The sequence below is a fragment of the Microbacterium sp. NPDC055442 genome, assembly GCF_053644215.1.
Genome location: NZ_JBSHLF010000003.1, coordinates 374,879 through 397,949 on the forward strand (window position 1 = coordinate 374,879; position 23,071 = coordinate 397,949).

Sequence of the window (23,071 nt, forward strand, 5' to 3'; positions counted from 1 at the left end):
CCCGCCGACGGAGGTCGACCACCGTCACCCGGCCACCGTCTCGAGGTCGCGCATCGCGGTCACCGCCGGGGTATCGACACGCGCCGCGTGCCGCACGAGCCGGGCAGCCTCGACCGTGAGTCCGGGGCCGAACGCCATCGCGCCGATGCGCGCGCCGTCGGCGGTGTCCCGTGACCACAGTTCATCGAGGACGAACAGGATCGTCGAGCTCGACATGTTGCCGTAGTGGCGCAGCACGTCGCGCGAGGCCCGCAGCGCGTCAGGCGGCGCGCCGAGCGCCTCTTCGACGCGATCGAGGATGCTGCGCCCGCCTGGATGCACCGCCCACGCGTCGATGCCGTCCGCGGCCAGCAGGGCGGGCAGCGACGAGTGCGCGTGCGCCCCGACGAGACGGGGAACCTGCGCCGTCAGCGTCATCTCGAACCCCGTGTCGCCGATGGTCCACTGCATCTCCTTCTCGCCGTCGGGGAGCAGCTGGGTCTGGAAGCCGTCGAGCTCGAGGCGTTCGGCGGCCTCGTATGCCGGGTCGGCCGTCACGATCGCGGCGGCGGCGCCGTCGGCGAAGACCGACGCCGCGACGATCTGCTCGGGGTCGGACGAGCTGCGCAGGTGCAGCGAGCACAGCTCGGCGGTCGCGACGAGCACGATCGCCGCGGGGTCGCTCGCCGCGATGTGGCCCGCGAGGCGCAGCGCGGGAAGCGCGGCGGCACAGCCGATGAAGCCGAGGTGGTAGCGCTGCACCCCCGGATCGAGCGACAGGTCGCGCACGAGCTCGATGTCGGGTCCCGGCGCATACAGGCCCGTGCACGAGACCGTCACGACGTGCGTGATGCGGCGGGCGCTGAGGCCCGCGCGCGTGATCGCGGAGGCGGATGCCGCGGCGAAGAGCGCGGGCGCGCTCCGGCGGTACTCGTCGTTGCGTGCACCCGTCGGCGGAGCGAGCAGTGCGCCGTCCGCGGCCACGACGGGCAGTCCGCTCGCGGGTTCGCCCGCGAGATCGGGCAGCACGGTGTGACGCGTGTCGATCGCGGAGGCGCCGAACGCGGCATGGATGAGCCGCCGCGCGCGACGGTCGAGGCCGGGTTGGCTCGCGAACAGATCGCGCACGGCATCCTTCGCGAGAAGGGTCCGCGGGACCGCGGTGCCGATGGACAGGATGCTGGGAAGCATGGTTCAGGATATGCCGGATGCCGTCCTCGGCGCGCTCCCTGGCGCATGCCGGGGAAGGCGTCTATTGTGCCGCGCGTCGATTCCTCGACCGGATGCGGCGATCCGCGTAGCGTGGCGGGTATGACGATCGCGACCGCAGACCTTTACGACGACCGCGGCGACGAGCTCGACTCGCTCCCGCTGCAGTTCCAGGACCTCGGCGGGCGCGCGGCGTTCGACGGCCCCGTGCGCACGATCCGCTGCCACCGTGACAACGCCCTGGTCAAGGAGCTCCTGGCGACACCCGGTGACGGTGCCGTCCTCGTGATCGACGGGGCCGGCTCGCTCGAATCGGCGCTCGTCGGCGACCTCATCGCGGCATCCGCGGTCGAGAACGGGTGGTCGGGGCTCATCGTGCACGGCGCGATCCGCGACCGTGAAGCGCTCGCGGGCCTCGATCTCGGCGTCAAGGCGCTCGGCTCCAATCCGCGCAAGAGCGCCAAGGTCGGCGTCGGCGAGGTCGACGTGCACGTCACGGTGGGCGGCGTCGTCTTCGCCCCCGGCAAGCACGTCTGGGCCGACGCCGACGGCGTCCTCGTCGAGAAGTAGCCCCTCGACACGGGGTGGAAACGGGCGGATGCTGTCAGCATGACCGGATTCACGACAGACGGCGCCTTCAGCGGCTTCTCCGTCGACGACATCGATGCGGCCCGCTCGTTCTACCGCGACACTCTCGGTCTGGACGTGCGCGACAACGAGATGGGATTCCTCGAGCTGCGGCTCGGCTCGGGCGGCAGCATCCTCGTCTATGCGAAGCCGAACCACACGCCGGCGAGCTTCACGATCCTGAACTTCCCCGTCGGTGACATCGAGTCGGCCGTCGACGCGCTCATCGCGAAGGGCGTGCAGACGAAGATCTACGGCGACGACAAGTTCCCCTCCGATGCCAAGGGCATCGTCCGCGGGGAGGGCGGGCCGCCGATCGCCTGGTTCCGCGACCCGGCCGGCAACGTCCTGGCCGTGCTCGAGGACTAGCCCGCCCCTGACGGCGAGACTGCAACGGCACGCCGAGACTGCGGGTGATACCCACGGTCTCGGCGGGCCGTTGCAGTCTCGCCGTCAAAGGGTCAGCCGCGCAGGGCCTCGGTGAGCTTGACGCGGGCGCCCATGCGCAGGAGCGAGTTCTGGTAGATCTTCGCGCCCACGAGGATCGCCGCGATGCAGGTCACGAGCAGGATCGCGAGCGAGAGCAGCGGCTCCCACCACTCGGCCCAGCCCAGGAACATCCGCATGGGCATGCCGATCGGCGCCGAGAACGGCACGTACGACATGACCGACAACACGATGGGGTTGTTCCAGAAGAAGATCACCAGGAAGTACGGCGCCATGATCAGGAACATCAGCGGCGTCGTGGTCGAGCCGATGTCCTCCTGACGCGACACCATCGCCGCGGCCGCGGCGAACAGCGCGGCGAGCAGGATGAACCCGAAGAGGAAGAAGATCGCGAACCAGGCGATCGGTGCTCCGAGCCCCTGCAGCAACTCGGTCTGCCCCGTGATCGTCAGTCCTACGACCGCGATCGCCGCCAGGATCAGCAGCTGCGCCATCGCGAGGATCGTGTTTCCGATGACCTTGCCCGCCAGAAGCGCGCGCACGGGGATCGCCGAGATGAGCAGTTCGACTACGCGCGTCTGCTTCTCTTCGACGACCGACTGCGCGATCGTCGCACCGAACAGCTGCGCCGAGAACAGGAAGATGACCCCGAAGCCGATCGCCGCGATGTAGCCGAGGAAGTTGGGTGCGTTCTCGGGGTCGAGCAGCTCGACAGGCGGCGGCACCGACAGTCCGAGCAGCAGCGTCGACGACACGTCGTTCTCGGCGATCACGACGAACCCGACGGGGGACGACGCATCGCCCACGAGGGCGACGTCGACATCGCCGGCGCGCACGAGGTCTTCCGCCGCGGCGCGGTCGGCGACCTCGGTCACCTCCAGCCCCGTCGTCGGGGGCAGGTGCGGCTGCGCGTCGGCCGTCACGGCGACGGGCGTGCCCCCGCCGCTGCTCGCGGCGAAGCCGGCCCACAGCACACCGGCGAGTGCGATCGCGAACAGGATCGCGAACGAGATGATGAACGACTTGCTGCGCACCTTCGAGCCGATCTCACGCTCGGCGACGAGCCACGTGCTCTGCGCGAAGCTGGGTGCGGTGACGGCCGCCGTGCGGCGGGCGGGTGTCTGCGTGGTCACTGGATGACCTCCTTGAAGATCTGGGCGAGAGACGGATGCTGCGGGGCGAAGCTCGCGACATCACCCTCGGCGACGGCGCGGCGCAGGACCCGCTGGGCGGTCTCGTCGGAGTCGGCGTCGAACACGGCGTACCCGCCGTCGAAGTCGAGCACCTCGACGCCCGGCTCGTCGCGGAGCCACCCCGCGTCGCCGGCCGAGACCAGCTCGAAGCGGCGCGTGGAGTGCTCGGCGCGCAGCGCGTCGCGGGCACCGGACGCACGGATCGCGCCGCCGGCGATGATGACGAGGTCGTCGCACAGGCGCTCGACGACGTCGAGCTGGTGCGACGAGAAGAGCACCGACGCTCCCGCCGCGGCGCGCTGCTGCAGCACGTTCGCGACGACGTCGACCGCGAGCGGGTCCAGGCCCGAGAAGGGCTCGTCGAGGATCAGCACCTTCGGGTCGTGCACGAGCGCCGCCGCGATCTGGGCGCGCTGCTGGTTGCCCAGCGAAAGCGTCTCGACGTTGTCTTCGAGGCGCTCGCCGAGCCCCAGCTCTTCGAGCAGGGCGCGCGCGCGGGCCGCGGCATCCGTCTTCGAGAAGCCGTGCAGGCGCGCGAGGTACACGATGTGCTCGAGCACCTTCATCTTCGGATAGAGCCCGCGCTCTTCGGGCATGTAGCCGAACGAGCGACGATCGGATGCCGTCAGCTCGGCGCCGTCGAGAGACACGGTGCCGTCGTCCTTCGCGAGGACTCCGAGGATGATGCGCATCGTCGTCGTCTTGCCGGCGCCGTTCCCGCCGACGAATCCCGTGAGCCGGCCTGGGCGCACGTCGAACGTGATGTCGTCGAGCACACGGCGTGTGCCGTAGCTCTTGGTGATGCCGCTGAGGCTCAGCATGATCCGCCTTTCGATCGTCGAACGACATCAACGCTACGGATCGGTCGCGGCGGCGACCTCCCCCGGCGGGTGGGTCTTGCCGCTCCCCCCGAAGGAGGAGCGGGCGAAATTCTTCATGCGCGGGAATAGAACGAGGTCGATGTCTGGTTGGCTGTCTGTGGAACGTCCACGGTGGTCCCCGCCGGGGACGCCTTTCTTTTTTCACGGAGGAATCCCGCTATGACCGATCGGACCATCGGCTACATCGTCGGCAGCATCTCGTCGACCTCGATCAACCGTCGCCTCGCCAAGGCGCTGGAGCGTCTCGCTCCCGAGGGCACGACGCTCGTCGAGATCCCGATCGCGGATCTGCCCTTCTACTCACCCGACCACGACGCGGACTACCCGCAGGTCGCGCTGGACTTCAAGAAGGCGATCGACGAGGTCGACGGTGTCATCATCGTCACGCCCGAATACAGCCGCTCGATCCCCGGCGTGCTCAAGAACGCCCTCGACTGGGCCGCGCGCCCCTGGGGTCAGGCTTCGTTCGACGGCAAGCCGGCCGCCGTCATCGGCACGTCCGGCGGCGGCATCGCGACCGCCGCGGCGCAGCAGCACCTGAAGGCCATCCTGAGCCACTACAACGCTCCGACCCTCGGCCAGCCCGAGGGTTACGTGCAGTCGCTCCCCGGCCTGTTCACCGAGGACGGCGAGGTCACCAACGACCAGACCGCCGAGTTCCTCGTGAGCTACCTCGAGGCGTTCAACGCCCTCGTCGACCGCTACGCGCGCGTCGCCGTCGCCGCCTGAGCGCGTCGGCACTGACTGGTTGATTGGCCGCGAGACCGCATCCGCGCGCCGAGACTGCGGGGTTCACCCGCTGTTTCGGCCGTCGGATGCAGTCTCGCGGCCAGTGGTCTTCGGGGCGGGTTCAGGTGAGGCCGTGGCGGTGGGCGTAGACGACGGCGGCGACCCGGTCGCGGGCGCCGAGCTTCTGCAGCACGTTCGACACGTGCGTCTTGACGGTCGCCTCGCCGATGTAGAGCCGTGCGGCGATCTCGGCGTTGCTCATCGCCTGCGCGACGAGCCGCAGCACCTCGCCTTCGCGTTCGGTCAACCCCTCCGCATGCACCTCGGGCTCCGGCGCCGCGGCGGCAGCCGGATCGGCCGCCGACGCGAAGCGCTCGATCACCCGCTTCGTCACCTCGGGGGCGAGCAGCGCATCGCCGGCGGCGGCCACCCGCACGGCTGAGACGAGCTCCTCGGGCCCCGCGTTCTTCAGAAGGAACCCGCTCGACCCGGCGCTCAGCGCCGCGAACAGGTAGTCGTCGCGGTCGAACGTCGTCACGATCACGACGGCGGCGTCGACGGCGGCATCCGCGACGATGCGCCGCGTCGCCTCGAGGCCGTCCATCGTGGGCATCTGCACGTCCATGCAGATCACATCAGGACGAAGAGCGGATGCCGCGGCCACAGCTTCGACGCCGTCTGCGGCCTCACCGACGACCCGGATGTCGCCGGCTGCTTCGAGGATCATCCGGAACCCCGCGCGCATGACGGCGTGGTCATCGACGAGCAGCACGCCGATCACGAGACGGCCCCGGTCGGCAGGTGCGCCCGCACGAGGAACCCGCCACGGCTGCGGGGACCGTACTCGAGCGTACCGCCCGACGCGGCCGCACGCTCGCGCATGCCGACGAGTCCGAGACCCGGCGCGATGAGGGCCGACCCCCGCCCCGTGTTGGCGACTTCGAGTTCGACCGTGTCCGGGCTGTAGCGCAGGCGCACGTCGGCGGTGGCATCCGGTCCGGCGTGACGGCGGACGTTCGTGAGCGCTTCCTGCGCGATGCGGTAGACGTTCACCTGCGTCACGTCGGGCAGCGCGACGGCGTCGCCGACGACCGTGAGGGTCGTGGGCAGGCCGTTCTCGTTCGCGTGCACCACGAGGTCGGCGAGCGCGTCGAGGCTCAGCGTCGAGGCGTCGGGGGTGTCGCCGGGTGACGTGCGCAGCGTCTCGAGCAGGTGGCGCAGTTCGCCGAGCGCCGAGCGGGCGGATTCCTCGACCGTGACGAGGGCCGCGCGCGTGGCATCCGGATCGCGGTCGAGAACGGCCCGCGCGGCTCCTGCCTGCACGCCCATCGCCGACACGTGGTGCGCGACGACGTCGTGCAGTTCGCGCGCGATGCGCACGCGGTCGAGCGCGACGGCTTGCGCCGCGGTGACCTCGCGCTCGGCTTCGAGTTCGCGGGTGCGCTCCTCGAGCGCGGCGCGTTCCCGCGCCGCGGCGTACGCGCGATCGCCCATGTAGTACGCGCCGCCGAAGAACGCGGCGTTGATGAGCAGCTGCATGAGCATGAAGGCGACGAACGGCGAGAACAGTCCCACGCGCGACAGGCCCTCGTCGGCGGGGGCCGTCGCGGCCTGGAACATCGTCACGAGCAGCCACACGAACATCGCGACGATGACGACGACGCGCACGATCGTCGCCCGGCGCCGGTTCTCGACCCAGGCGCCGACGGTGTACATCGCGATGAAGATGGCGACGTTGCCCACGTAGAGCTCGGGGATCTGCACCGTGACACCGACGAAGAACGCGGCCGCGACGACGAGCACCACGATCTCGGGAAAGCGCCGGCGCAGCGCCAGGGGCGCCGCCAGCGCCAGGGCGTAAAGGAGGCCCCACGCGAGGGGCGGCGAGTCTGTCCCGTAGACCCCGGCCACCGAGCCGAGGGCCGTGCTGAGGATGCCGGCGACGAGCAGCCCGGCGGCCAGCCACGCATCCGTGCGAAGGTCGCCCGGCGACAGGGGCGGGCGCACGCCGGTGGACGCTTCGGGTGTGGCCATGCGTCCACGCTACGCGGCAGCAGAGGCCGCGACCTCCCCCGCGAGAGGGATCCGGGCGATGGGCGACCCGTAGCCCGCACGCACCTCATCGTCGATCAGCTGGTCCCGCCCGGGGATGCCGCGCTGCTCGAGCGATTCGCCGCGTCGTTCCGGATCTAGAAGATCATCGGCCGATCGTCGTCGTCGGGACCGGTGAGGTCGAGATCGACCACGACGGGGACGTGATCCGACGGGGCCTGACCCTTGCGCTCATCGCGGTGAATCGCCGCACCGGCGACGGCGTCGGCGAAGGCGTGCGAGCCGAGGATGAAGTCGATCCGCATGCCCTGATTGCGGGGGAACCGCAGCTGCTTGTAGTCCCAGTAGGTGAAGCCCGTCGGCACGAGCGGACGCACGACGTCCTGCACGCCGGCGGCCTCGATCGCCGCGAACGCCTCGCGTTCGGGAGCGGAGACGTGCGTCGAGAACCCCTGCACGATCTCGGGGACGCCGTTGTCGGCGTCGGTCGGGGCGATGTTGAAGTCGCCGGTGAGGGCGAGCGCGAGGTCGGGGTTCCGTGCCAGCGCGTCGCGCGTGTATCCGGCGAGCTGGGCGAGCCAGTCGAGCTTGTAGTAGTAGTGCGGGTCGCCGAGCGCACGCCCGTTGGGCACGTACAGGCTCCACACCTCGACACCGCTGATGGTCGCGCCGAGCGCGCGCGCCTCGTGCGGTGCATCCGGACCCTCGTAGCCCTTCTCGAAGCCGGGCATGCCGGGGAACGATGTGCGCACGTCCTCGATCGGCTCGCGGCTCGCGATCGCGACCCCGTTCCACTGCGAGAACCCGTGCGCCTCGACGTGGAATCCGGCGTCTTCGAAGGCCGCGAACGGGAACTGCTCGACCTTGCACTTGATCTCCTGCATCGCGAGGACATCGATATGCTCGCGCACCGCGAAGTCGACGATCCGGTCGACGCGGGCGCGGATGGAGTTCACGTTCCAGGTGGCCAGGCGCATGGGTTCCAGCCTAAGACGAGTGGTTCCCTAGACTCTCATCCATGACCGTCGCGTCCACACCCGAACTCGAAGCCGACCGCCAGTACCTCATCGCCCTCATCGAGGACGAGGCGGTCTTCCACGGCGACTTCACGCTCTCGAGCGGCAAGCAGGCGACGTATTACGTCGACATGCGCAAGCTCACCCTCGACCACCGCGCGGCGCCGGCGATCGGTCGCATCATGCTCGATCTCATCCGCGATGTGGACGGGATCGTCGCGATCGGCGGGCTGACCCTGGGTGCAGACCCGATCGCGAACGCCGTCATGCACGAATCCGTCCGCACCCCCCGCCCGCTCGACGCGTTCGTCGTGCGCAAGGAGCCCAAGGACCACGGCCGGGGTCGTCAGGTCGAGGGCGCGGATGTCGTGGGCAAGCGCGTCGTCGTCGTCGAGGACACCTCGACGACGGGTCAGTCCGCGCTCGCGGCCGTCGAGGCGCTGCGCCGAGAGGGCGCCGAGCCCGTCGCCGTCGCCGTCATCGTTGACCGCAAGACCGGCGCCCAGGCCGCGATCGAAGCCGAAGGGCTGACGTGGCTCGCCGCCGTCGACCTCGACGACCTGGGGCTCGAGCCGCAGTAGCGCGGCATAGCACACCGAGATGACGCGTCGCGAAGACGCGCGTTAGCCGGCGCGCAACCGCGCGGGCACGACCGGTTCACCGAGCGCCTCCACGATCGAGAGGCCCGGGATCGATCGATCCTTCGGCATACCCGTGATTCCCCCGAAGGAGCACTCCGTGTCCCGCATTTCCCAGAGGACGTGGCCCGGAGGCATCGCGGCAGCGGTCGCAGCGCTCGCGCTGACCGTCGCCGTCGTGCCCTCGCCCGTCCACGCCGCGCCACTCGAGCCGGTCTACGTCGATGGCATGAACCTCGACTCCGGCGGCACCGCCGTCATCAACGATCTGCAGCGCACCGACGTCGCTCCGGGACTCGTGCACGTGGCCTACGAGCGCCTCGACGCGACCGGCTGGCAGCAGGTCGACATCCTGCGGGCCGAGCTGAGCGAGGACACCGTGCGGGTCGGCTACCTCACGCCCGAGACCGTGTCGGGCCCCGGCGCCACCGTCACCGAGCTCGTCGACGGCTCCGGCGCGATCGCGGGCGTCAACCTCGACCGGTTCGACATCAACAACTCCAACGCCGCCGCGGGGTGGGGCGTGAGCGGCGGAGAGCTGATCAAGAGCGGCAATCCGGATGCCTCGGCGTCGATCGTCATCGACGAGAACGGCCTCGGCTCGCTCGCGAACCTGCTGCTGGTCGGCGCGGCCGGGTTCGGCGAGCAGAGCGTCGCGATCCGCGGCATCAACACCTTCGCGCTCGACGGCGGCGTCGGCCTGTACACGTCGCAGTGGGGCGCCTTCTCGCGCGCCCGCGCCCTCAACGGCGCGGCGGGCGTCGAGGTGCTCATCGGCGCCGACGACACGGTGCTGTCGGTCTCGGAGGCTCCGGGGGCGGGCACGCTCGAGCCCGGCGTCCGCGCGCTCGTCACGAAGGCCGACGGGCCAGAGGCCGCGGTCCTGCGTTCCCTCGAGCCGGGTGACGCCGCCGACATCGCGTACTCGATCGACGCCGGTGCACTCGACGTGCGCGAAGCCGGCGGTGCGTGGCACCGGATCCTGCGCGACGGTGTCGTCGTCGACGCGGGCAACCCCGACCTGCACCCGCGCACCATGGTGGGCTTCAGCCAGGACGGCGCGACGGCGTACTTCGTGCAGCTGGACGGCCGCAGCGCGATCGCGCGCGGCATGACGCTGACAGAGCAGGGCCGGTTCATGAAGGACCTCGGCGCGCACGACGCGACCAACGCCGACGGCGGCGGCTCGAGCCAGATGAACGTGCGCGACTCCGGACAGCGGACGTCGCGCATCGTCAACACGCCGTCCGACGGCTTCGAGCGTCACGACGGCGACGGCCTGGGGTTCTTCCTCGCGCAGCCGAGCTCCGGCGTACTCGCCGGGTACCGGCTCGAGCCGGCGCTCGCCGGCGTGGGCGGCCTGCGGGTGTTCCCCGGTCTCTCGCGCACGCTGAGCGCCCACGGACACGACGAGGCGGGCACGGCGGTCGCCGCGTCCGTCGGGGAGTGGGCCTCGGCCGATTCCGCGATCGCGACCGTCGCGGACGGCGTCGTGCATGGCGTGAGCCCCGGCGAGACCACCGTCACGGCGCGGACGGGTGCGGCGGACGGCTCCGCCGAAGCTCAGGTGCTCGGTGACCTCGACCGGATCACGACCGACCTGACGACCATCAACCTCGAGGCGAAGGACGCGACGGCCGTCGTCACCCTCACCGGTCACGACCCGCAGGGCTTCGCCGCGCCGATCGAGGCGCGCGATGTCACGGTGGTCAACCCCGCGCCCGAGACGTTCTCGGTCGAACCGACCGCCGACGGCCGCTTCCAGGTGACCGCGATCGGCGACGTCGGAACCACGACGCTCGCGTTCGAGGTCGCCGGCGAGCGCACCGAGGTCGCCGTCGCGGTGCCGCTCGAGGTGCGCCTCATCGACGACTTCAGCACGATCGAGGGCTGGACGACCGCGCACGACCGTGCGCCGACGGGCGGCATCGCGCCGGGTGAAGGCCACGACGGCGACCCCAGCATCCGGATCGACTACGACTTCACGGAGTCGACGGGCACGCGCGGTCGCTACGCCGTCGCCCCGGGCGCCGTGACGGGCGGCTCCGGCGGCATCGACATCCCCGGCATCCCACAGAAGCTGTCGGTGTGGATCAAGGGCGACGGCAACGGCTCGCTGCTGCGGCTGCAGGTCATGCAGGCCAACGGCGTGCGCAACTGGATCGACGGCCCCGGCGGATCGCAGTCGCTGCACGCGACGTGGACCGGCTGGGAGCGTGTCGACTTCCTCGTGCCCGAGACGTTCGCCTTCCCGCTCAAGCTCGAGCGCATCCGCGTGCTCGAGACGGTCGCCGCCAAGCAGTACACGGGTTCGCTCGAGTTCTCGAAGATCTACGCCTACCTGCCCCCCGAGGGCACGCAGTCGCCTGCGCTCGGGCGCGCAGAGGATCCGATCGTCGTCGACGCCGGTGAGACGGATGACGACGCGCTCCGCGTCGCCGTCGTCTCGGACGCGCAGTTCGTCGCCCGCGATCCCGACAGCGGCGCCGTGCAGGGGGCGCGCGACGCGCTGCGCGAAATCGTCGCGGCCGAGCCCGACGTCATGCTCCTCAACGGCGACTTCGTCGACGAGGCATCCGCGGCCGACTTCGAGCTGGCGAAGCGGATCCTCGACGAGGAGCTCGCGGACGTCGACTTCCCCTGGTTCTACCTGCCGGGCAACCACGAGATCATGGGCGCGTCCATCGACAACTTCCGTGCGGCGTTCGGCGAGACGAACCGCACGGTCGACATCGACGGCACGCGGCTCATCATGCTGAACTCCGCCAGCGGCAAGCTCGCCACCGAGTTCGCCCAGGTGCAGATGCTGCGTCAGCAGCTGGATGCCGCGGCATCCGACTCCGCCGTCACGGGCGTGCTCGTCGTCTCGCACATGCCGACGAACGACCCGCTGCCGACCAAGGGCAGCCAGCTGAGCGATCGGAACGAGGCGGCCCTCGTGGATGACTGGATCCAGCAGTTCCGCGCCGAGTCCGGCAAGTCCGCGGCGTACATCGCCGGCCACGTCGGCGCATTCCACGCGTCGAGCGTCGACGGTGTCCCGTACGTCGTCAACGGGAACTCGGGCAAGAGCCCGGCCTCCACGCCCGCCGACGGCGGGTTCACCGGCTGGACGATGCTGGGCATCGACCCGGATCAGGGCACCTGGCGCGACGCGACCGACGCCTGGCTCGAGGTCGAGACGAAGCCGCGCGTGGACGAGGGCGGACTCACCGTCGATGCACCCGGCACGCTCGGCCTCGGCGGGGCTGCGGAGATCTCGGCCGAGTTCGCGCAGGACGAGGGTGCGCGCACCGTGCCCGTGGCCTGGCCGGTCTCGAGCCGGTGGGGTGGCGAGGGCGTTCACATCGGCGCGGCCGAGGATGCGCCGGCCGGAACGATCGTCGCCGTCGATCCCCGTGACGGCACGGTCTCGGCGCTCGCCGTCGGCGACGCGCAGATCGCGGTCACCGTCAACGGCGAGACCGCGACGGCGCAGATCGAGGTCGTCGCGGATCTGGACGTGTCGGTGTCGGCCGTGACACGCACGCTCGGCGGCAGGCAGTACGTGTCGGTGTCGGTCACCAACGACGAGGCCGCTCCTCTCGATGTGACCGTCGGCTCGGCCTTCGGAGGCAAGACGTTCTCGAACGTGGCACCGGGCAAGACCGTCTCGGTCTCGCTCAACTCGCGCTCGGCCTTCGTGGCCGCGGGCGAGGTCGAGGTGACGGTGACCGGCGAGGTCGACGGGGCTCCCGTCACGGTGACCAAGACGGCTGCCTACCCGGCGGCGCCGACCGAGTAGCCGGACGAACGATGGCCCCCGGGAGACGCGCAGTTCCCGCGATCTCCGGGGGTCATCGTTCGTCGTGCGCGATCGGCGCCCGGTCAGTCCTCGTCGTCGTCGCGGCCGTGCCACCACTGCCAGACGAAGGCGATGAGCGTGCCCAGCAGCACGATGCCCGTCGTCGCGAACAGCAGCGTCTGCTCGAACTCGTTCATCACGGGGCGCTCACAGGTTCTCGGGCAGTTCGGATTCGACGGGTTCGACCGGCAGCAGGTCGGCCACCGAGCCGAGCACCTCATCGGGGCGGAAGGGGAAACGCTGGATCGCGAGCGGGTCGCTGATCCCGGTCAGCACGAGCACGGTGTGCAGGCCCGCCTCGATGCCGGCGACGACGTCGGTGTCCATCCGGTCGCCGATCATGCCGGTCGTCTCGGAGTGCGCGCCGATCTGGTTCAGCGCCGAGCGGAACATCATCGGGTTCGGTTTGCCGACGACGTAGGGCTCCATGCCCGTGGCCTTCGTGATGAGTGCGGAGATCGCTCCGGTCGCCGGCAGGACTCCGTCGATCGAGGGGCCCGTGGCATCCGGATTCGTCGCGATGAATCGCGACCCTGCGCCGATCAGCCTGATCGCCTTCGTGATCGCCTCGAACGAGTAGTGGCGGGTCTCGCCGACGACGACGTAGTCGGGGGCGGTCTCGGTCATGATGAATCCGACCTCGTGCAGCGCTGTCGTCAGGCCCGCCTCGCCGATGACGAACGCCGTGCCGCCGGGCATCTGGCTGCGCAGGAAGTCCGCCGTCGCGAGCGCCGACGTCCAGATCGAGGCCTCGGGGACGACGAGGCCGGACGCACGCAGGCGGGCGGAGAGGTCGCGGGGAGTGAAGATCGAGTTGTTCGTCAGCACGAGGAACGGCGTGCCCGTGTCGCGCCAATGCTCGAGCAGCTCGGCGGCCCCCGGGATGGGCGTGTTCTCGTGGACGAGGACGCCGTCCATGTCGGTCAGCCAGCATTCGATGTCGGCGCGGGTCCGCATGCGCCGAGCCTATCCCGGGTGAATGCCCGCCGACCGCGCGTCCGGCCCCGCCGGCCGTGCACGCGGCGTAGGGTCGGACACGTGCCGTCTTGGAGCCTTCCCGATCTGACCGGCCGCACGTATCTCGTCACGGGGGCCAACGCGGGCCTCGGCTATTTCTCGTCCGAACATCTCGTGCGGGCGGGCGCCCGTGTCCTGATGACAGGCCGGAGCCCGAACCGGCTCGCCGCGGCGCGGACGGCGCTGCGCCGTCGCATCCCGGATCTCACGCCCGACCGTGTCGAGACGATGCTCCTCGACACGAGCAACTACGGTTCGGTGCGCGCCGCGGCGGCGAGCGTGCGGGGGCGCGGCCGGCTGGACGGCGTGCTGCTCAACGCCGGCATCGTGCACCCTCCGACCCGCCGCGAGACGACCGCCGACGGCCACGAACGCGTTCTGGCGACGAACGTGCTCGGTCACTTCGCGCTCGGTGGCGCGCTGCTGTCGACGCTCGCCGCTTCTGCGGGGCGCATGGTGTGGGTCGGCAGCATGTCGACGTCGCTGTGGCCCTACAACCCCGTCGACCCGCACCTCGTCGAGGGGTACACGGCGTGGCGCGCGTACGTGCAGTCCAAAGTCGCGACCACGTCGCTCGGGCTCGAAGCCGATCGCCGGCTGCGCGAGGCGGGTGTGCCCGTCTCGAGCGTCGTCGCCCACCCCGGGTACTCGACGAGCGGACGCACGCCGGGCATCGGCGGCGTCAACGAACCGACCCGGACGACGCGGTTCGTCGACAATCTGCAGACGCCGATCACTCAGTCGAAAGAGGCCGGCGCGCAGGCGCTCGTGCACGCACTGGCCGGCGAGGGCGTCGAGGGCGGCTCGTTCTGGGGTCCGCGGTACGTGCTGCACGGCACGCCGCGGCGTGCACGGCCGTCGCGCCTGGGTCGCGATCCCGAGCTCGGCGCCCGGCTGTGGTCGGTCGCCGAGGACGCGACGGGGGTGCGCTGGTCGTTCGAGCGGGCCGCCCAGAGCGCGCGCTGAACGGGATCAGTCGCTCAGCCAGACCGCATCGCCGGCGCCCGGAGGAAGCGCGACCTCGCCGTGCGCGAAGCGCAGCGTCACGGCGTCGACGACCGTGACCGGCATGCCGACCGTGACCCCGGCGGACTCGACGGCGCGCAGCAGCTCGGAGTCGCGGTCGCTCACGCGCAGCACGTGCCCGGCATGTCCCGGTGCCGCATCGGACAGCAGGACGAACGGCGTCCTCTGGACGCGACCCTCGGCGTCGGGGATCGCGTCTCCGTGCGGATCGAACCGCGGTCGGCCGAGACGCTGGTCGATGCGCTCGAGGAGGCGGTCGCTCACGGCGTGCTCGAGGATCTCGGCCTCGTCGTGGACTTCGTCCCACGCGTAGCTGAACTCCCGCACGAGCCATGTCTCGATGAGCCGGTGCCGGCGGATGGTCGCCGCGGCGCGCCGCGCGCCGTCGTCGGTGAGGGCGATGGGGCCGTAGGGCCGATGCGTGACGAGGCCCTGCGCCGCGAGCTTCTGCACCATCTCGGTCACACTCGAGGGCGCGAGTCCCAGCTCGGCCGCCAGCTGCGACGGCGTGATGCGGGCGTCCTGCCACTCGGTGTGGTTGTAGATCGTCTTGAGATAGTCGTCGACGACGGGAGAGGCCACGGGTTCAGAGTACCCGGCGGCGTGCGCCGACGGCCGCGGGTAGCCTGGGCCGGTGACCGAGCCGACCGTCCCCGCCGAGCCCGAGCCGTCCCACGGTGTCGGGCCGTGGCCGGGCGAGTGGCCCGACGACCCCCGCTACGACCGCGACCTGCTCGCGAACGGCGACCGGCGCAACGTGGTCGACGAGTACCGGTACTGGACGATGGATGCCATCGTCGCCGACCTCGACACGCGGCGCCACGCGTTCCACGTCGCGATCGAGAACTGGCAGCACGACATGAACATCGGCTCGATCGTGCGCAGTGCGAACGCGTTCCTCGCCGCCGAGGTGCACATCGTCGGCAAGCGCCGCTGGAACCGCCGCGGCGCGATGGTGACCGACCGGTACCAGCACGTCCGGCATCACGAAGACATCGCCGCGTTCGCCGCATGGACCGCCGGCGAGGGCATTCCCGTCATCGCGATCGACAACGTCGAGGGGTCGGCGCCCCTGCCTGACGCCGATCTGCCCGAGCGGTGCGTTCTGCTGTTCGGCCAGGAGGGGCCGGGACTGTCGGCGGAGGCCGTGGCCGCGGCATCCGGCGTCGTCGAGATCGCGCAGTACGGCTCGACGCGCTCGATCAACGCGAGCGCGGCGGCCGCCGTCGTCATGTACGAGTGGTGCCGCCGCTGGGCGTGATCGCGATCACGATCCGGCCGTGAGCCACGCGGGGCCGCGCACGCGCCAGCCGAGGGTCGCGAGCCGCGCGAGCATGTAGACGCCGAAGAACGCGCCGGCGAGCCAGGCGAGCCCGGCCGCGCCGGTCGGGTGCAGCACGGCGATCAGCACGAGCGCGGGCAGGAAGGGCACGAGGTTCAGCACGCCCGCGATCGCGAGGTACTTCGCATCGCCCGCTCCGATGAGCACGCCGTCGAGCACGAAGACGATGCCGCAGACCGGCTGCGCGACAGCGAGCACGAGGAGCGCCGGCATGACGAGGGCGGCGACGGCGGGGTCGCCGGTGAAGATGAGCCCCATGACGCCCGACAGCGCCGCCACGACCGCCCCGACCAGCACGCCGAACCATGCGCCCCACGCGAGGGTGCGCGCGAGCACCCGCCGCACATACGGTTCGTCGCCCATGCCCAGCCCCTTGCCGATCAGGGCCTGAGCCGCGATCGCGAGGGCATCCAGCGCGAACGCCGTGGTCGAGAAGAGCGTGAAGGCGACCTGCCATCCCGCGAGCTCGGCGGTGCCGAGACCCGTCGCGACCCCCACGGTCGCCAGCAGCGCGGCGCGCAGCGACACCGTCCGCAGGAACAGCCACCCGCCCGAGCGGGCCGAGCCGCGCACTCCGGCGCGCTGCGGACGAACGGATGCCGCGTGCCGACGCGCGACGCGACCCACGACGACGGCGAACGCGGCGACCATTCCCCACTGCGCTGCGACGGTGCCGGCGGCCGACCCGGCGATGCCCCACCCGAAGCCGTAGATGAAGAGCCAGTTCAGCAGGGCGTTCGCCGCGAAGCCGACGCCCGCGATCCACAGCGGCGTCACGGTGTCCTGCAGCCCGCGCAGCAGCCCCGTGGCGGCGAACACGATGAGCATGGCGGGCAGCCCCCACATCGACAGCCCGAGGTAGATCTGCGCCTGCTCGGCGACGTCGGCGGTCGCGCCGAAGAGCGAGACGAGCAGGGGCGTCGCGAACCACCCCGCGATGGCGAGCACGGCGCCCAGACCGAGCGCGAGCCACATCCCGTCGATACCGACCGAGACGGCCTTGCCGGGGTCGCCCGCGCCGAAGCGGCGCGCGACGGCCGGTGTCGTCGCGTAGGCGAGGAACACCATGAGCCCCACGATCGTCTGCAGGACGGCGGCGGCGATGCCCAGTCCCGCGAGGGGCACGATGCCCAGGTGTCCGACCATGGCGGCATCGACGATGAGGAACAGGGGCTCGGCGACGAGGGCGCCGAGGGCGGGGACCGCGAGGCGCAGGATGTCGCGGTTCAGCGCACTCGTGGGGGGCATGTTCCGATGCTATGAGCGAACACCGGCCGAGCCTGACGGCGCACCGCTCGCCTATCCTGGTTCGCATGACCGAAGCTCTCCCGTCCGGTATCGCGCTCGACGAACTCAGCGCGGACATCCGCCCCCAGGACGACCTGTTCCGTCACGTCAACGGCGCGTGGATCGACCGCACCGACATCCCCGAGGACAAAGCGCGCTGGGGGTCGTTCCACCTCATCGCCGAGCAGGCCGAGAAGGACGTCCACGCGATCGTCGAAGAGTCGCAGGATGCCGCCGAGGGCACCGAGGCTCGCAAGATCGGCGACCTCTACACGAGCTTCATGGACGTCGACCGCATCGCCGCGCTCGGTGCGGAGCCGCTTCGCGACCAGCTCGCCGAGGTCGACCGCATCGACTCGATCCCCGCGCTGCTCCGTGTCGTCGGCGAGCTCGAGCGTGACGGCGTCGCGGGGCTGTTCCACCTCTACATCGAGCCCGATCCGGGCGATCCGCAGCGCTACATCCCGTTCTTCCTGCAGGGCGGACTGTCGCTGCCCGACGAGAGCTACTACCGACTCGACAGCTTCGCTGAGACGCGCACCGCGTTCCGCGCCCACGTGCACCGCATCCTCGAGCTCGCGGGGGTCGCCGACCCCGAGGCATCCGCGGATCGCATCGTCGCGCTCGAGACCGAGCTCGCGACGCACCACTGGGACAACGTCAAGAGCCGCGACGCCGTCGCGACCTACAACCTCAAGACGTGGGGCGACGTGCAGGCGCTCATCGGCGTCGACCTGACGCCGTGGCGCGAGGGCGTCGCGCCGGCGCACGAAGACGCGTTCGGCGAGATCAACGTGTATCAGCCGAGCTTCCTCGAAGGTCTCGGGGGTCTGCTCACCGAAGAGCGGCTCGAGGATTGGAAGGCCTGGCTGCGGTTCGCCGTCGTGCACGGAGCGGCGTCGTTCCTGTCCGACGAGTTCGTCGATGAGAACTTCTCGTTCTACGGCACGCAGTTGACGGGTGTTCCCGTCAACCGCGAACGGTGGAAGCGCGGTGTCGGCCTCGCCGAAGCGGCGATGGGGGAGGCGATCGGGCGCGTGTATGTCGAGCGTCACTTCCCGCCCGCCGCGAAGGTGGCGATGGACGATCTCGTCGCGAATCTCGTCGAGGCCTACCGGCAGTCGATCACGGGTCTGGAGTGGATGAGCCCGGAGACCCGCGAGCGGGCACTGGCGAAGCTCGACGCCTTCACTCCCAAGATCGGCTATCCCGTGAAGTGGAAGGGCTACGACGCCCTCGAGATCGACGCGGGCGATCTCGTCGGGAACGTCCGCCGGGCACACGTGCACGAGCACGACCGTCAGCTCGGCAAGGTCGGCCAGCCGATCGACCGCGACGAGTGGTACATGACGCCGCAGACCGTCAACGCGTACTACAACCCGCTCATGAACGAGATCGTCTTCCCGGCGGCCATCCTGCAGTATCCGTTCTTCGACGCCGAGCGCGACGCGGCCGCGAACTACGGCGGCATCGGAGCCGTCATCGGGCACGAGATCGGACACGGCTTCGACGACCAGGGCAGCCGCTTCGATGGCGACGGCTCGTTGCGCGACTGGTGGACGGATCAGGACCGTGCCGCGTTCGAGCAGCGCACGGCGTCGCTCATCGCGCAGTACGACGAGCTCACGCCCGCGGGCATCTCGGGGGACTACAAGGTCAACGGCGCCCTCACGATCGGCGAGAACATCGGCGACCTCGGCGGGCTGGGCATCGCCCTCAAGGCGTATGCGCTGTCGCTCGGCACGGATTCGGCCGGTGAGCCCGTCGAGGCGCCCGAGATCGACGGTCTCACGGGCGTCCAGCGCGTGCTGCTGTCATGGGCGCAGATCTGGCAGCAGAAGGGCCGGGATGCCGAGACGATCCGGCTGCTCACGATCGACCCGCACTCACCGAACGAGTTCCGGTGCAATCAGATCGTGCGCAACGTCGACGCGTTCTACGACGCCTTCGGTGTGACCGCAGCGGATGCGCTGTGGCTCGACGAGGACGAGCGCGTCACGATCTGGTGACCTGACCGGGCGGCGGAGCCGTCAGAAGACGATCGTGTGGTTCCCGTGGCGGATGACGCGGTCCTGCGCGTGCCACAGCACGGCACGTGACAGCACCTGACGCTCGACGTCGGCGCCGCGGCGCGCGAGTTCGGCGACGCCGTCGGCGTGGGTCACCCGCACGGTGTCCTGGTCGATGATCGGCCCCTCGTCGAGGTCGTCGGTGACGTAGTGGCTCGTCGCGCCGATGAGCTTGACGCCGCGCTCCTTGGCCTTCTTGTACGGCTCAGCGCCGATGAAGGCGGGCAGGAAGGAGTGGTGGATGTTGATGACGGGCACGCCGACCTGCGCGAGGAAGTCGCTCGAGAGGATCTGCATGTAGCGCGCGAGCACGATGAAGTCGACGTTGCCGACGAGGAGCTTGAGGATCTCGGCTTCGGACGCGCTCTTGTCCGGACCGGGGGTCGAGGGCACGTGGAAGAACGGCACGCCGAACGAGCGCACGTCATCGGCCGCGGTGGTGTGGTTCGAGATGACCATCGGGATCGAGACGGGCAGGTCGCCGCGGCGGTGCCGCCACAGCAGGTCGAGCAGGCAGTGGTCCTGCTTCGAGGCGAGGATCGCCATGCGCTTGGGCACGGACTGGTCGGTGAGCGACCACTCCAGGTCGAACCCGCCGAGCGTTGTCGCGAGGTCGGCCTTGATTTCGGGCAGGGCGGCGTCGAGTCCTGGCCGGTGGAACACGACGCGCTGGAAGTACGCGCCCCCCGTCGGGTCATCGGAGTACTGGTCGAAGGCGACGATGTTGCCGCGGTTGCGCGTGATGAGCGCCGAGACGGCGGCGACGATCCCCGGCTGGTCGCTGCCGTGCACGATGAGGCAGGCGTGTTCGGGAAGGAGCTGCGGTGAGGACGGCGCGGACATCCCTCGATTCTGCCGTGAGTTGACGGATGCCGCGGCCACGGGCACGTGCCGGCGGTGTTCAGGCGCTCGCCGAAGCGAGGGGATCCGCGGCCACCTCGATCTGCTGGAGCCGGCCGGTGCCGTCTCGAGCGCGCATCCGCGACGCCGGCATGTGCAGCCGGTCGCGTTAGGTCGAACATCTATTCTGAGTACCGTCTTCCTTGTGTCGTATCTTTGTACTATGCTTGAGGGTATGGCGGAGGACCGGTATCCCGAAGAAGTGACACCGGTGCGCCTGCCCGCCGAAGAGATCTTGGGTCATCTTCTGGATGCTGCGCTGGCCGACCATATGGACGCGAATCGTCGTCTGGCTCTTCGTGCGGGTCGTATCGTCGAGGCGATCGATACCGCGGTGCGGCACCCGTACGTGTATACGTCGGTCGAGGGTCGGGCGGGGTCGAATCTGGCCGAGCGTGCGGTGATCGTCGATATCGCGTTGCGGTTGCAGTTGTCCGAGCGGGCGGTGCAGGATGTGGCACGGCTGGTCCGTGACGCGCGTGCCCGGTTGCCGATGCTGTGGCAGCGTGCCGAAGAGGGCTTCCTCTCGCTCTCGCTCGTGGAGTCCGCCGTCACCGGCGCCGCCCGACTGCTCCCCCCGTTCGGGGCCTGCGATGACGAACGGGCCGTCTCCGCTGCGGCGCTGCGCGAACTGGACTCCCGGGCCGAGGAGTGGGCGGTCACGGTCACACCGGCCGGGTTCCGGTCCCGCCTGGCCCGCCTGCTGGACACCCTCGATGCCCGCACCGCTGACGCCCGGCACACCGCGGCGCTGCGGGATCGCAAGGTCCTGGTCGAACACGTCGGCGACGGCATGGCATGGGTGTCAGCCCTGGTGCCGTCGATCGATGCGGTCGCGATCAAACGCCGCCTGACAGCGACCGCGAAGCACCTGGCCACACACCCCCACGAAACCCGATCCCGCGACCAGATCCGCGCCGACCTGCTCTCCGCCTGGGCCCGCGGCATCGGCACCCCCACCGCCGTGAAAACCAAAGTGTTCGTCACCATCCCCGCCACCCTCCTCGCCAGCAGCAGCAAGCCCGGCCGCGGCAGCGCCGGCGGCGTCGACCAGGCCGGTGCCAGCACGGGAGCCGGCGCGGATGTCCGCGCGGGCCTCGGTGAGAGCGCCACCATCGTCGGACACGGGCCCCTGGCACCCCTCGCGGCGAAACAGATCTTCCTCGACACCAACGCCTTCCACCGGATCATCACCGACCCGATCTCCGGCGTCATCCTCGACATGGACCGCCGCACCTACCGACCCACCACCGCCCAACGCGACTGGCTCACCCTCCAACACGGCACCTGCGCCCGCGACGGCTGCACCCGCCTCGCCCTCGACGCCGACATCGACCACACCACCCCCTGGGCACACGGCGGACCCACCAACATCCGCCAACTCCGCCCCCTCTGCCCGCCCGATCACACCCACCGACATCGCACCAAGCTCGCCTACCGCACCCGCGACAACGGCACCGTCGAAGTCACCACACCCACCGGATTCACCTCCACCGAACCCCCACCCTTCTAACGACGACGCTGACTGGCCGACGCGGCATGACCCGCTGCCGCTCGGCAGTCACCTCCGAGCAACCGAAGGTGTCCCGCAGTGCGGGCATCACGTGCAAAGACGCGGGCGATACATGATGACGGGTCACGCGATCTCGCTCACCTGCCTGGCGGGTCTGGTCGTCCGAAGCGCCTGATCGCCGCCAATGTCGGAGGTGTGGTGTGTCCTGTACCACTGGCCATCGGCCGGTGGCACACACCTGGGGGTGCGTGCCTCGAACGACCAGAAGGTTCCGTCATGTCCGACAACTCGATCGACGGCGCGCACGAGCGCCGCGCCACTCACCTCGAGCCCACCGAGCCCGCCGCGGTGGTCCCTCCCCTCACACCGCCCGCCGGCTGGTATCCCGACCCGCAGGATCCTGCCGCGCAGCGCTACTGGGACGGCGCGCAATGGAGCACCCACACGGCGGGAACCGCCCCGTTCGGTGCGGCGACCCCCGGGACTCCCGCGGCCGACGCCGGCGCGGAGACGCTGCCGGGTGGGGCAGTGGCGGTCAAGCGCGGTCTGCCGAAGCTCAAGTGGTGGCAGTGGACACTGATCGCGATCGCCGCGATCGTCCTCGTCAGCATGGTCGTCAACGGGGTGAGCGGGCAGCGCGCATCGAGCGACGCCGCGGCCCCGAAGCCGACCGCTGCCGTCGAGCAGACGAAGGAGCCCGTCGCCGCGGAAAAACCCGTTGAGATGGTGGAGGTGCCGCAATTGGTGGGATCAACGGTCGCCGAGGCTCGCGCGAAGCTCGACGCGGTCGGGCTGACGCTCGCTCCCGGTGACGCCGCCGACGACTGGGTCGTCGTGACGCAGCAGCCGACGGCGGGGTCGCATCCGCTCGATGGGCTCGAGCTGAGCGTCACCAGCGAGGCGCCCAAGCGCGTCTACACGCTTGCGCAGCAGAACGCGATCGCGAAAGCGCAGAGCTACCTGAAGCTCATGGGATTCTCGCGGACGGGGCTGATCGAGCAGCTGGAGTTCGAGGGCTACTCGGCCGAAGACGCCACGTTCGGCGCCGACAACGCGGGCGCCGACTGGCTGGCAGAGGCGGCCGAGAAGGCCAAGAGCTACCTCGACATGATGGCGTTCTCGCGGGAGGGCCTGTATGACCAACTCGCGTATGAAGGGTTCACCGACGCCGAGATCCAACACGGTCTCACCGCGGTCGGCTACTGACAGCGCTCGGGCGGTCGTCGTCGCGATGGCGACCGCCCGACCAGAAGTCGTCCCACACCCCGTCCACCTGGCGTCTCAGCTGCCCGTGACCGTATC

General features: G+C 70.4%; 20 protein-coding genes. 10 read left to right on the plus strand and 10 right to left on the minus strand.

The features are described 5' to 3' along the window. Positions 1–24 precede the first annotated feature (24 nt). On the minus strand, positions 25–1,170 hold the full coding sequence (locus ACWIBS_RS09070; protein WP_376126942.1) for a type III polyketide synthase: 1,146 nt from the start codon (positions 1,168–1,170) through the stop codon (positions 25–27). Positions 1,171–1,290: 120 nt separating this feature from the next. On the opposite strand from ACWIBS_RS09070, the gene rraA reads away from it, so the two are divergent. Continuing rightward, positions 1,291–1,758: a ribonuclease E activity regulator RraA gene (rraA, locus tag ACWIBS_RS09075; protein ID WP_376126940.1), complete on the plus strand. Its 468-nt coding sequence runs from the start codon at positions 1,291–1,293 to the stop codon at positions 1,756–1,758. A gap of 39 nt (positions 1,759–1,797) precedes the next feature. Continuing rightward, entirely contained in the window at positions 1,798–2,184 is a 387-nt protein-coding gene (locus tag ACWIBS_RS09080) for a VOC family protein (RefSeq protein ID WP_376126938.1), read from the plus strand. 92 nt (positions 2,185–2,276) lie between these two features. Here ACWIBS_RS09080 and ACWIBS_RS09085 read toward each other — a convergent pair whose 3' ends face one another. Continuing rightward, a complete protein-coding gene (locus ACWIBS_RS09085) occupies positions 2,277–3,395 on the minus strand; it encodes an ABC transporter permease (RefSeq protein ID WP_376126937.1) in 1,119 nt (372 codons plus the stop codon). After that, positions 3,392–4,276, minus strand: coding sequence for an ABC transporter ATP-binding protein (locus tag ACWIBS_RS09090; RefSeq protein WP_376126935.1), 885 nt, complete (start codon positions 4,274–4,276; stop codon positions 3,392–3,394). Before ACWIBS_RS09090 ends, ACWIBS_RS09085 begins: the two co-directional genes overlap by 4 nt. A 219-nt stretch (positions 4,277–4,495) precedes the next feature. Here ACWIBS_RS09090 and ACWIBS_RS09095 point away from each other — a divergent pair, with 219 nt between their 5' ends. After that, complete coding sequence (locus ACWIBS_RS09095) at positions 4,496–5,065, plus strand: NADPH-dependent FMN reductase (RefSeq protein WP_376126933.1); 570 nt, start codon at positions 4,496–4,498, stop codon at positions 5,063–5,065. A gap of 121 nt (positions 5,066–5,186) precedes the next feature. Here ACWIBS_RS09095 and ACWIBS_RS09100 read toward each other — a convergent pair whose 3' ends face one another. From ACWIBS_RS09100 to ACWIBS_RS09110, 3 genes are all read right to left on the minus strand, one after another. Next, positions 5,187–5,846 carry a response regulator gene (locus tag ACWIBS_RS09100; protein ID WP_376126931.1) on the minus strand — a complete coding sequence of 220 codons (660 nt, stop codon included), beginning with the start codon at positions 5,844–5,846 and terminating at the stop codon, positions 5,187–5,189. Continuing rightward, positions 5,843–7,099, minus strand: a complete 1,257-nt coding sequence (locus tag ACWIBS_RS09105; protein WP_376126930.1) for a sensor histidine kinase — start codon at positions 7,097–7,099, stop codon at positions 5,843–5,845. Before ACWIBS_RS09105 ends, ACWIBS_RS09100 begins: the two co-directional genes overlap by 4 nt. A 155-nt stretch (positions 7,100–7,254) precedes the next feature. Further along, entirely contained in the window at positions 7,255–8,094 is an 840-nt protein-coding gene (locus ACWIBS_RS09110) for an exodeoxyribonuclease III (protein WP_376126928.1), read from the minus strand. Between the two features lie 41 nt (positions 8,095–8,135). Between ACWIBS_RS09110 and pyrE the strand changes: the two genes are divergently transcribed. Continuing rightward, on the plus strand, positions 8,136–8,714 hold the full coding sequence (gene pyrE / locus ACWIBS_RS09115) for an orotate phosphoribosyltransferase (RefSeq protein WP_376126926.1): 579 nt from the start codon (positions 8,136–8,138) through the stop codon (positions 8,712–8,714). Positions 8,715–8,871: 157 nt separating this feature from the next. After that, positions 8,872–12,555, plus strand: a complete 3,684-nt coding sequence (locus ACWIBS_RS09120) for a phosphodiester glycosidase family protein (protein ID WP_376126924.1) — start codon at positions 8,872–8,874, stop codon at positions 12,553–12,555. Positions 12,556–12,762: 207 nt separating this feature from the next. On the opposite strand, the gene ACWIBS_RS09125 is transcribed toward ACWIBS_RS09120, so the two are convergent. Then, positions 12,763–13,572, minus strand: a complete 810-nt coding sequence (locus ACWIBS_RS09125; RefSeq protein ID WP_376126922.1) for an HAD-IIA family hydrolase — start codon at positions 13,570–13,572, stop codon at positions 12,763–12,765. An 81-nt stretch (positions 13,573–13,653) separates the two neighbouring features. Here ACWIBS_RS09125 and ACWIBS_RS09130 point away from each other — a divergent pair, with 81 nt between their 5' ends. Further along, positions 13,654–14,598 carry an SDR family NAD(P)-dependent oxidoreductase gene (locus ACWIBS_RS09130; RefSeq protein WP_376126920.1) on the plus strand — a complete coding sequence of 315 codons (945 nt, stop codon included), beginning with the start codon at positions 13,654–13,656 and terminating at the stop codon, positions 14,596–14,598. A gap of 6 nt (positions 14,599–14,604) precedes the next feature. Here ACWIBS_RS09130 and ACWIBS_RS09135 read toward each other — a convergent pair whose 3' ends face one another. Beyond that, positions 14,605–15,240, minus strand: a complete 636-nt coding sequence (locus ACWIBS_RS09135) for a metal-dependent transcriptional regulator (protein WP_376126918.1) — start codon at positions 15,238–15,240, stop codon at positions 14,605–14,607. A gap of 52 nt (positions 15,241–15,292) precedes the next feature. Here ACWIBS_RS09135 and ACWIBS_RS09140 point away from each other — a divergent pair, with 52 nt between their 5' ends. Then, entirely contained in the window at positions 15,293–15,919 is a 627-nt protein-coding gene (locus tag ACWIBS_RS09140) for a TrmH family RNA methyltransferase (protein WP_376126916.1), read from the plus strand. 6 nt (positions 15,920–15,925) lie between these two features. Here the strand turns inward: ACWIBS_RS09140 and ACWIBS_RS09145 are convergent, their stop codons facing one another. Beyond that, the gene (locus ACWIBS_RS09145; RefSeq protein ID WP_376126914.1) at positions 15,926–17,248 is read right to left on the minus strand and encodes an MATE family efflux transporter; all 1,323 of its coding nucleotides are present in this window, start codon (positions 17,246–17,248) and stop codon (positions 15,926–15,928) included. A gap of 65 nt (positions 17,249–17,313) precedes the next feature. Between ACWIBS_RS09145 and ACWIBS_RS09150 the strand changes: the two genes are divergently transcribed. Further along, entirely contained in the window at positions 17,314–19,296 is a 1,983-nt protein-coding gene (locus ACWIBS_RS09150; RefSeq protein WP_376126912.1) for a M13 family metallopeptidase, read from the plus strand. A gap of 21 nt (positions 19,297–19,317) precedes the next feature. On the opposite strand, the gene purU is transcribed toward ACWIBS_RS09150, so the two are convergent. Next, positions 19,318–20,199: a formyltetrahydrofolate deformylase gene (gene purU / locus ACWIBS_RS09155; RefSeq protein ID WP_376126910.1), complete on the minus strand. Its 882-nt coding sequence runs from the start codon at positions 20,197–20,199 to the stop codon at positions 19,318–19,320. A gap of 268 nt (positions 20,200–20,467) precedes the next feature. On the opposite strand from purU, the gene ACWIBS_RS09160 reads away from it, so the two are divergent. Both ACWIBS_RS09160 and ACWIBS_RS09165 read left to right on the plus strand, forming a co-directional pair. Further along, the gene (locus tag ACWIBS_RS09160; RefSeq protein WP_454136842.1) at positions 20,468–21,769 is read left to right on the plus strand and encodes a DUF222 domain-containing protein; all 1,302 of its coding nucleotides are present in this window, start codon (positions 20,468–20,470) and stop codon (positions 21,767–21,769) included. A gap of 276 nt (positions 21,770–22,045) precedes the next feature. Then, positions 22,046–22,975, plus strand: a complete 930-nt coding sequence (locus tag ACWIBS_RS09165; RefSeq protein ID WP_376126907.1) for an Ltp family lipoprotein — start codon at positions 22,046–22,048, stop codon at positions 22,973–22,975. Positions 22,976–23,071: the final 96 nt, after the last annotated feature.